This is a genomic window from Pseudomonas brassicae, from assembly GCF_010671725.1.
In the GTDB taxonomy this organism is placed as follows: Bacteria; Pseudomonadota; Gammaproteobacteria; order Pseudomonadales; family Pseudomonadaceae; genus Aquipseudomonas; species Aquipseudomonas brassicae.
The window spans coordinates 1-9487 of sequence record NZ_JAAHBU010000352.1; the positions used below are offsets into that span (position 1 = coordinate 1).

The window sequence follows — 9487 nt, forward strand, 5'->3', positions numbered from 1 at the left end:
AAAGACTGACAGCGCCAATCTGTCAGGCCATGGCGCGTTGCAACAGATTTCGGTGGGGCCACCATGTGCCAGTCAATGCATCTCCAGCGCCCTTCGAAATCGAGCGCCGCCCGCGCGGCGCATCGCGGCTCAAGGCCGCTCGCACATTTGCTGCAACGCACCATGGCCTGTCAGATCGGCGTTGGCAGCCTTGGTGGCAACGCCGGCACCTACACAATGCAATCCACGGTGTAGATATCACCCTGCTCATGCTGCAGCCCATGCACATCCGCCACAAACCCCGGGAAACCACGGTCGAACGCACGCGCAAACGCGAGGTAATCAATGATCGAACGCGTCGCCTCGGTGAACCGCTCGCCCGGCATGATCAAGGGAATCCCCGGCGGATACGGCACCAGCATCACCGCCGCCACCCGCCCCAGCAACTGCTCGATAGGCACCGCCTCCACCTCGCCACGCACCAGCTTGTCGTAGGCATCACCGGGCTTGATCACCACTTCGGGCAAGCGCGTGTACAGGCGCTTGAGCTGCTTGGCCGTGGCATTGCTGCGATAACAGGCGTGCAACTGCTCGCACAGGTCCTTCAAGCCCATGCCGTGATAGCGCACCGGGTCCAGTTGCGCAACACACGGCAAGCTCTGCAACAACGCGGTGTTGGCGTCGTAGTTGCGCTTGAACTCCAGCAGCTCGGTCAACAACGTGCTCCACTTGCCCTTGGTGATGCCCATCGAAAACAGCACCAGGAACGAGTAGAGCCCGGTCTTCTCCACCACCAGCCCGCGCTCCCACAAGAACTTGCTCACCACCGCCGCCGGAATGCCGTGCTCACCCAGAGTGCCGCCGGCATCCAGCCCCGGCATCACCAGGGTCACCTTGATCGGATCAAGCAGCACGTAGTCTTCACTCACCGCGCCAAACCCATGCCACTCGGCTTGCGGCTGCAGCAACCAGTCGTCGGTGGCGACCCGGCTGATACCACCGACCTGCGGCGGCTGCCAGATGCTGAACCACCAGTCATCCGCCGCAATGTGCTCGCGCAGGTTGGCCAGCGCACGGCGAAAGCTCAGCGCCTCATCGAACATTTCCTGCAACAGCGAACGCCCCGCCGGCCCCTCCATCATGGCTGACGACACGTCCAGCGAGGCCAGGATGCTGTACTGCGGCGAGGTGGAGATGTGCATCATGAACGCTTCATTGAAGCGGTCCCGGTCCAGCTGCCGCGCCCCGCCATCCTGCACATGGATCATCGACGCCTGGCTGAACGCCGCCAGCAACTTGTGGGTGGAATGGGTGCTGAACACCAGCGGGCTGTCGGCACTGCGCGAGGTACCCATGGCATAGCGCCCGGCAAAGAACTCGTGAAATGCCGCATAGGCATACCAGGCTTCGTCAAAATGCAGCACCTCGACGCTGTTGCCGAGCACCTGCTTGATCATTTCGGCGTTGTAGCACAGGCCGTCGTAGGTGGAGTTGGTCACCACCGCCATCTTCACCCGCGGCGCGCGGCCCTGGGCCAGCGGGTTGGCGGCGATCTTCGCCAGGATCGACTCGCGGCTGAACTCGCTCAGCGGGATCGGCCCGATGATGCCCAGCTCGTTGCGCTCGGGGCACAGGTACAACGGGATCGCGCCGGTCATGATGATCGCGTGCAACACCGACTTGTGGCAGTTGCGGTCCACCAGCACCAGGTCGTCGCGCCCCACCATCGAGTGCCAGACGATCTTGTTGGCGGTGGAGGTGCCATTGATCACGAAGAAGGTATGGTCCGCCCCGAAGTTGCGCGCCGCGCGCGCCTCGGCGGCCGCCAGCGGGCCGGTATGATCCAGCAGTGAACCGAGCTCGGGCACCGATACCGACAGGTCGGAGCGCAAGGTGTTCTCGCCGAAAAACTGGTGGAACGCCTGGCCCACCGGGCTTTTGCGGTATGCCACGCCGCCACCATGGCCCGGCGTGTGCCAGGAATAGTTGGACTGCGCGGTGTGCTGCACCAGCGCCTTGAAGAACGGCGGCAACAGGCCATCGAGGTAATTGTGTGCCGCGCGTGCTACCTGCCGCGCCAGAAACGGCACGGTGTCTTCGAACAGGTAGAGGATGCCGCGCAACTGGTTCAGTTCGCTCATGGCATCGGCGGGGGCGTTTTCCAGGGTGACCTGCTCGCCCAGCGCGAAGATCGGCAGGTGCGGCGCCCGCACCCGCGCCAGGCGGATCAGCTCGACCATGTTCTGCAGCAGGTGGGTGTTCTCGCCGGCGCCTTCGGCGGCTATCAACATGCAGGCCAGGCCGTGATGCGTGGCCGCCACTAGGCGGCCCTCTGCATAGTCGACAGCCGGCAGCATGGTGAAGCCGTCCTGGGCCAGCTCCTGGGCAATACCGCGCACGCGCTCACCGGCCACGGTAGCGGCCTTGATGTCACGGTGTACGATCAGAATCGGAAACTTGAGGTCCTTGTACATGGGCGCCAATACCTTCCAAACGGCAGGCCCGTCGGGCCTTTCATTTCAGGGTAGAAGGTCGCCGCCACCTGCGCGCAGGCTTGCCTCAGTTGGCTTGCAGCAACTGCTGCCACAGGGCCGGGCCACCCGTGGACTTGGCCACCGCCTCCAGGCGCGCAACGTGTGCTTCCAGCTCACTGGCGCTGGCGGTGATGATGCGTCCCGGCTGGCGGCCCACCAGGCGGCGGATCTCGCTGCCCTGGCTGGACTGGCCTTCACCCTCGCCATCGCTGCCGGCCAGCGACAGGCTGGTCTGGCCACCGGTCATGGCCAGGAACACATCGGCCAGCAACTCGGAGTCGAGCAATGCGCCGTGCAGCTCGCGGCCGGAGTTGTCTACGCCATAGCGTTTGCACAAGGCATCAAGGCTGTTGCGCTGCCCGGGGTGACGCTCACGCGCCATCAACAAGGTGTCGAGCACCTCGCAATGCTGGGAAATGTCAGCGCGGTCCGACTGCCCGAGCAAGGCAAATTCGTTGTTGATGAAGCCAACGTCGAACGCCGCGTTGTGGATGATCAGCCGCGCGCCCTGGATGTACTCGAAGAACTCGTCGGCAACCTCGGCGAAACGCGGCTTGCCCACCAGGAACTCGTCGGTGATGCCGTGAACACCGATAGCCCCCTCGTCGCTTTCGCGATCGGGCTGCAGGTACACGTGGAAGTTGCGCCCGGTCATGCGCCGGCCGACCAGTTCGATACAGCCGATCTCGATGATGCGATGGCCATCGCCCACCGGCATACCGGTGGTTTCGGTGTCGAGCACGACCGACCTGTTGTTCTGCATCTCCACGCCGGTATTCTCCTGCCGCGTACTGCCTGAATAAGAAAAGCGGCGAATTTTACCTCACCCGCTAACGGATGTGGCGAATTCGCGTGAACGGCTCAGCGGGCTTTGCGCAGGTCATCGACGCCACGGTTGGCCAATTGGTCGGCACGCTCGTTGCCCGCATGCCCGATATGCCCGCGCACCCACTGCCATTTGACCTTGTGACGGTTGACCTGGGCGTCGAGCTGCTGCCACAGGTCGGCGTTCTTCACCGGCTCCTTGGCGGCGGTTTTCCAGCCGCGCTTCTTCCAGTTGACCATCCACTCGGTGATGCCTTTCATCACATACTGCGAGTCGGTCACCAGTAGTACCTCGCACTCGCGCTTGAGCGCTTCGAGGCCCTTGATCGCGGCCATCAGTTCCATGCGGTTGTTGGTGGTGTCGCGCTCACCGCCCCACAGTTCCTTTTCGACGCCCTTGCACACCAGCAGTGCGCCCCAGCCACCCAGGCCAGGATTACCCTTGCAGGCACCATCGGTGTAGATCTCGACGCTTTCGACGCTTTCGCTCATGTACAGCCTTTATTCATCGTTGAAGGTGCGACCCTCGGGGTGAGGCTCGCGCCGGTTGACCTTGGCCATCGGCAGCGGCAGCAGTTTGCCCATCGGTTCACGACGTGCCTGGCGCAATGGGCGCAGGCCCACCACCATCTTGCGCGCCACCAGCAGGTAGACGCCGCCACCGCCACACTGCCAGCGCCCGGCGACACGCTCCCAACCCGACAGGCGCGCCTGCCAGGCCGGCGAAGCAAGCGGCGGACGATAGCACCCGAAGCGGCGTTTCTCCAGCGCGAAGCCCAGCAGGTTGAGCCAGTCGCCCACCCGCGAGGGCGAGATACAGCGGGCCTTGCGCAGGGCGTCATGGGCAAACACCCGGCGCATGCCCCAGGCGCTCCAGGGGTTGATGCCAACGATCAGCAGGTGGCCGCCGGGGCGCACGCTGCTGGCAGCTTCGCGTAGCAGGCCGTGGGGCGACAGACTGAAGTCCAGCCCGTGCTGCAGTACCACCACGTCGGCGGCATGCTCGCTGAGTGGCCAGGCCTGTTCTTCACAGACGATCTCGACCCCCGGCAACGGCGCGCCCAGGCGCACGTTGCGCTGCACCTGCGGCGCGCTGGGCGGGGCCTCGGCGCACGGGCCGTAGTGCACCAGGTAGCCGCCAAAATAGCGCCCCAGCTCTTCTTCGAGCAGGCGCTGCTCTTCGGCCAGCAACAACCGGCCCAGCGGGCCGGCAAACCATTCGCGTGCCTGGCTGATCAGCTCCAACCACTGCGGGTCGGCCTGGGCAAAGGCTTGATCGGTCATTGCAGTCTCCCTTGGACGGTTCTCGACGACGCACATAGCTACTAAGATGCACCCATGTCCACCGTTTGGCGAATCGCACAATGATACAGATCGATGCCCTGCCCGCTTTCACCGATAACTACATCTGGTTGTTACAAGACGCCGTCAACCAGCGCTGTGCGGTCGTCGATCCAGGCGATGCGGCACCGGTGCTGGACTGGCTGCAGCGCCACCCCGGCTGGCAGTTGAGCGACATTCTGGTCACCCATCACCACCACGACCATGTAGGCGGCGTAGAGCAGCTCAAGGCCGCCACTGGCGCCCGGGTCAGCGGGCCGGCCAACGAGCGCATTCCCGCCCGCGACCTGGCGCTGCACGACAATGACCGTATCGAGGTACTGGGCCTGAGTTTGGAGGTATTCGAGGTGCCCGGGCACACCCTGGGCCACATTGCCTATTACTGCGCGCGCCCGCAGGTGCCGATGCTGTTCAGCGGCGACACCCTGTTCGCTGCCGGCTGCGGGCGCCTGTTCGAAGGCACGCCACAGCAGATGCACGCCTCGCTGGAGCGCCTGGCAGCCCTGCCGGCCGCCACGCTGGTGTACTGCACCCACGAATACACATTGAGCAACCTGCGTTTTGCCCGCGCAGTAGAGCCGCAAAACCCGCACATTGCCCAACGCTTCGACGACGTTACGGCATTGCGCGCGCAAGATCGCATCACGTTGCCGTCCAATCTGGCCCTCGAGAAGCTCACCAATCCGTTTTTGCGTACCGCCGAAACATCCGTTAAAGAAAAAATAGACGAACGGGATGGGCGCATAAACCCTACGCCGAGTGCTGTTTTTGCGGGGTTGCGTGCGTGGAAGGACAGCTTCTAAACAGCCCTGGCAGGGCACTAAAAGTTCTCAAAGGTTGACCGACAAGGGGTGCCTTTCTAGAATCCCCCGACATTTTTGCCCGGAACTTTGTCCTAGCCAATGTCGTCTCCTAGCCGCAGAACCTTCAATTCCGTCGCCCTGACGCGCCTGGCCCAAGCCAGTGCGCTGGCCCTGGCCGCCACGCTCGTGGGCTGCCAGAGCACCCGCCAGGTCGATGAATCCGATAGCGTTCGCGCGCACAATTTCCAGGCCCGGATCAAGCAGAAGCCGCTTTTGTCCACGACAAGAAGCCGGTCGAGCCCGCCGTGGCCCAGGATGTGTGGGAGCGCATGCGCCAGGGCTTCCAACTGCAGGATGGCATCGCGGTAAACCCGCGCATCGAGCAGCAGCGCCTGTGGTTCGCCAGCAACCCGTCGTTCCTGGAAGGTGCCGGCGACCGCGGCAGCCTGTATATCCACTACATCGTCGAGCGTCTCGAAGAGCGCGACATGCCGCTGGAACTGGCCCTGCTGCCGGCCATCGAAAGTGCCTACAACCCCATGGCCTATTCGCGCGCACATGCCGTGGGCCTGTGGCAGTTCATCCCGTCCACCGGGCGCTACTTCAACCTGCGCCAGACGAATTTCTACGACGGCCGCCGCGACATCACCGCCTCGACCAACGCCGCGCTCGACTATCTGACCCGTCTGCACGACATGTTCAACGGTGACTGGCTGCTGGCACTGGCCGCCTACAATGCCGGCGAAGGCACCGTCAGCCGCGCCATCGAGCGCAACGAAAAGCTCGGCCTGCCGACCGACTACTGGAACCTGCCGCTGCCCAAGGAAACCCGCGACTACGTGCCCAAGCTGCTGGCACTCTCGCAGGTGGTCCTGACCCCGCAGGCCTACGGCGTGAACCTCAACCCGATCGCCAACGAACCGTATTTCGAAGCGGTGGTCATCAAGGATCGTCTCGACCTGTCGCGCGTTGCCGCCCTGGCCGAAATCGACGAAGACGAACTGTTCCAGCTCAACCCGGCGTTCAAGAAGCGCATGACCGTGGATGGCCCGCAGCAACTGCTGGTGCCCACAGCCAAGGCACAACTGCTGACCGCCAGCCTGTCGAACATGAAGCCCGAAGAGCTGCTCAGCCTGCGACCGCAGAAAGCCGTATTCGAAGCCGCCATGGCGCAAGCGTCGGCACCGCTGCGCAACAGCCGTTACAAGGTCAAGCGTGGCGACAACCTGGCCAGCATCGCCAAGGCCAACAAGGTCAGTGTCAAGGACCTGCAGCGCTGGAACACACTGCGCGGCAACAACCTCAAGGTCGGCCAGACCCTGGTCATGCAGAGCGCCCAGCCGGCCACGGCCGGCAAACAGAAAAAGTCGACCCAGTACAAGGTGCGCAAAGGCGACTCGCTGTACATGGTGGCCAAGCGCTTCAACGTCGAAATGCAGCACCTCAAGCGCTGGAATCCGCGTAGCGGCCACGCCCTCAAACCAGGCCAGACCCTCACCGTCTACCTGCCGCATTGAGCCCCAGGCTCCGGCTGCCAGGCCGGAGCCCGCACCTTGTCTGGGGTTACTCTTTTTCCTGCCGATACAAGCTGTTACTGTAGCCGTAATAAAGCCCAAGCCTGGATCGGATCGCCGACTTGATACGCCCCCTCCTGTTGCTGTCATTCAGCCTGGCCTTGAGCTTTCCTGCGGGCGCGACAATCAGCGAAAGCCACGGTTACGCCCAGTTCGGCACGCTCAAGTACCCAGCCAAATTCACCCATTTCGATTGGGTCAACCCGCAAGCGCCGAAAGGCGGCACCTTGCGTGCGATGGCATTCGGCACGTTCGACACCCTCAACCCCTACACCTTCAAGGGATCGAGCCCGGTTACCACGCCCAACTTCCTGCAGTACGGCGTGAACGAGCTGAACGAAACCCTGATGGTCGGCACCGGCCAGCGCGACCCTTCCGGTGATGAAGCGACGTCCAGTTACGGGCTGATCGCGCGCTCCGTGGAGTACAGCGAGGATCGTAGCTGGGTGGTGTTCAACCTGCGCCCCGAGGCACGCTTTCACGACGGGCGCCCCATCACCGCTGCCGACGTGGCGTTCACCTACCGCACCCTGCTCAAGGACGGCCACCCGATCTACCGCACCAGCTTGCAGGAAGTGCAGCGGGTCGACGTGCTCAACCCGCAGCGCATCCGCTTCGTGTTCAAGCGGGCCGGCAACCCCCTGTTGATTCTGCGCCTGGGCGAGATGCCAGTGCTGCCCCAGCACTACTGGAAAGGCCGGGACTTCAAGGCCACCACGTTCGAAGCGCCACTGGGCAGCGGCCCATACCGCATCACCCAGGTGCAACCGGGGCGGCGCCTGGTGTTCGAACGGGTCAAGGACTACTGGGGCAAAGACCTGGCGGTCAACCGCGGCAAGTACAATTTCGACCGCGTCGAGTATGAGTTCTATCGCGACAGCGACGTGGCCTTCGAAGCGTTCAAGGCAGGCGAGTTCGATATCTACATCGAACACCAAGCCAAGAACTGGGCCAATGGCTACAACTTTCCTGCGGTACGCCGCGGCCAGGTGATCAAGGCCCAGGTCCAGCACAAGATACCGACCCAGACCCAGGGCCTGTTCATGAACAGCCGCCGCGCCGCGTTCGGCGATGACCGCGTGCGCCAGGCAATGGGCCTGATGCTGGACTTCGAGTGGACCAACCGCACCCTGTTCAGCAGTGCCTACAAACGCGCCGCCAGCTACTACCCCAACAGCGAGTTCAGCGCCAGCGGGCTACCCCAGGGCAAGGAATGGCTACTGCTGGCGCCGTACCGTGACCAACTGCCGGCCGCGCTGTTTACCCAGCCCTACAGCGTGGGCCAGACCGACGGCCGCGGTATCGACCGCGACACCCTGCGCCTGGCCCTCAACCTGCTGGGCCAGGCTGGCTGGAAGCTGTCCGGGCAGCGCTTGCTCAACAGCCTCGGGCAACCGCTGAAGGTAGAGATCCTGCTGGTCAACCCGAACCTGGAGCGCATCCTGCAATCTTATGTCGAAAATCTTGCCAGCATTGGCATCGATGCGCGCTTGCGCACGGTAGACCGCGCCCAGTACAAACAGCGGCTGGACCAGTTCGATTTCGACATGATTCTGATAACCCTCAACCAGACGCTCAGCCCAGGCCTGGAGCAATGGCTGTACTTTCATTCCAGCCAGGCCAGCAACAAGGGCAGCAAGAACTATGCAGGGGTAAAGAGTCCGGTGGTCGACCACCTGCTAGAGTCTCTGCTCAACGCGCAGAGCCGCGATGATCAAGTGGCAGCAGCGCGTGCACTGGACCGGGTGCTGCTGTGGCAGCACTACATGATTCCCAACTGGTATCTCGACAATCACCGCCTGGCCTACCGCAACCGGTTTGCCTTTGTCGCCACGCCGCCCTACACCCTGGGGCTGAACAGCTGGTGGCTCAAGCCCACGGAGAACGCCCAATGATGCCATCGCCTCGCCTGCGCCTGCTGGCCGGCGGCCTGTTGCTGGCCAGCCTGAGCCTGCCGGCCCTGGCCGCACCGCAGCATGCCCTGACGCTGTACGACGAAGCGCCCAAATACCCGGCCAGCTTCAAGCATTTCGACTACGTGAACCCCGACGCACCAAAGGGCGGCACGTTCCGCCTCAACGGCTCGGGGGGATTCGACAGCCTCAACCCGTTCATCAACAAGGGCGTGTCGGCCGACAACATCGAGCTGGTCTACGACACCCTGGCGCGTGCCAGCCTCGACGAGCCGTTCACCGAGTACGGGCTACTGGCCAAACAGATCGAGAAAGCCCCGGACAACAGCTGGGTGCGTTTCTACCTGCGCCCCGAAGCGCGCTTCCAGGATGGCCATCCGGTGCGTGCCGACGACGTGGTGTTTACCTTCGACACCCTGATCAAGAGCGGCGCGCCGCTGTACCGCGCGTATTACGCCGACGTCGACGAGGTGATCGCCGAAGACCCGCTGCGCGTACTGTTCAAGTTCAAGCACAAG

7 protein-coding genes and 1 pseudogene are annotated in these 9487 nt (G+C 63.5%); 4 read left to right on the forward strand and 4 right to left on the reverse strand.

Features of this window, described 5'->3' with window-relative positions; genetic code table 11:
- Positions 1 to 209: 209 nt before the first annotated feature.
- The 4 genes from G3436_RS21315 to G3436_RS21330 all read right to left on the reverse strand — a co-directional run bounded on the left by G3436_RS21315 (position 210) and on the right by G3436_RS21330 (position 4622).
- Positions 210 to 2453 carry an Orn/Lys/Arg family decarboxylase gene (locus G3436_RS21315; RefSeq protein ID WP_163949162.1) on the reverse strand — a complete coding sequence of 748 codons (2244 nt, stop codon included), beginning with the start codon at positions 2451 to 2453 and terminating at the stop codon, positions 210 to 212.
- Between the two features lie 85 nt (positions 2454 to 2538).
- Positions 2539 to 3276 carry a DNA polymerase III subunit epsilon gene (gene dnaQ, locus G3436_RS21320; RefSeq protein WP_163949174.1) on the reverse strand — a complete coding sequence of 246 codons (738 nt, stop codon included), beginning with the start codon at positions 3274 to 3276 and terminating at the stop codon, positions 2539 to 2541.
- A 98-nt stretch (positions 3277 to 3374) separates the two neighbouring features.
- A complete protein-coding gene (gene rnhA / locus G3436_RS21325) occupies positions 3375 to 3830 on the reverse strand; it encodes a ribonuclease HI (RefSeq protein WP_163949165.1) in 456 nt (151 codons plus the stop codon).
- A gap of 9 nt (positions 3831 to 3839) precedes the next feature.
- Complete coding sequence (locus G3436_RS21330; protein WP_163949168.1) at positions 3840 to 4622, reverse strand: methyltransferase domain-containing protein; 783 nt, start codon at positions 4620 to 4622, stop codon at positions 3840 to 3842.
- 80 nt (positions 4623 to 4702) lie between these two features.
- Between G3436_RS21330 and gloB the strand changes: the two genes are divergently transcribed.
- The 4 genes and pseudogenes from gloB to G3436_RS21350 form a co-directional block, all read left to right on the forward strand.
- Positions 4703 to 5482: a hydroxyacylglutathione hydrolase gene (gene gloB, locus G3436_RS21335; protein ID WP_163949171.1), complete on the forward strand. Its 780-nt coding sequence runs from the start codon at positions 4703 to 4705 to the stop codon at positions 5480 to 5482.
- Positions 5483 to 5581: 99 nt separating this feature from the next.
- Positions 5582 to 6999, forward strand: a pseudogene (locus tag G3436_RS21340) (LysM peptidoglycan-binding domain-containing protein).
- 119 nt (positions 7000 to 7118) lie between these two features.
- The gene (locus G3436_RS21345) at positions 7119 to 8951 is read left to right on the forward strand and encodes an extracellular solute-binding protein (protein ID WP_243667251.1); all 1833 of its coding nucleotides are present in this window, start codon (positions 7119 to 7121) and stop codon (positions 8949 to 8951) included.
- Positions 8948 to 9487: ABC transporter substrate-binding protein (locus G3436_RS21350; RefSeq protein ID WP_243667252.1), on the forward strand; the 540-nt coding region annotated here is incomplete at its 3' end. The genes G3436_RS21345 and G3436_RS21350, both read left to right, overlap by 4 nt.

Excerpts from the sequence above, each read along its gene's own strand:
- G3436_RS21315 (WP_163949162.1), bottom strand. The coding sequence starts at position 2,453 with ATGTACAAGGACCTCAAGTTTCCGATTCTGATCGTACACCGTGACATC.
- dnaQ (WP_163949174.1), bottom strand. The coding sequence starts at position 3,276 with ATGCAGAACAACAGGTCGGTCGTGCTCGACACCGAAACCACCGGTATG.
- rnhA (WP_163949165.1), bottom strand. The coding sequence starts at position 3,830 with ATGAGCGAAAGCGTCGAAAGCGTCGAGATCTACACCGATGGTGCCTGC.
- G3436_RS21330 (WP_163949168.1), bottom strand. The coding sequence starts at position 4,622 with ATGACCGATCAAGCCTTTGCCCAGGCCGACCCGCAGTGGTTGGAGCTG.
- gloB (WP_163949171.1), top strand. The coding sequence starts at position 4,703 with ATGATACAGATCGATGCCCTGCCCGCTTTCACCGATAACTACATCTGG.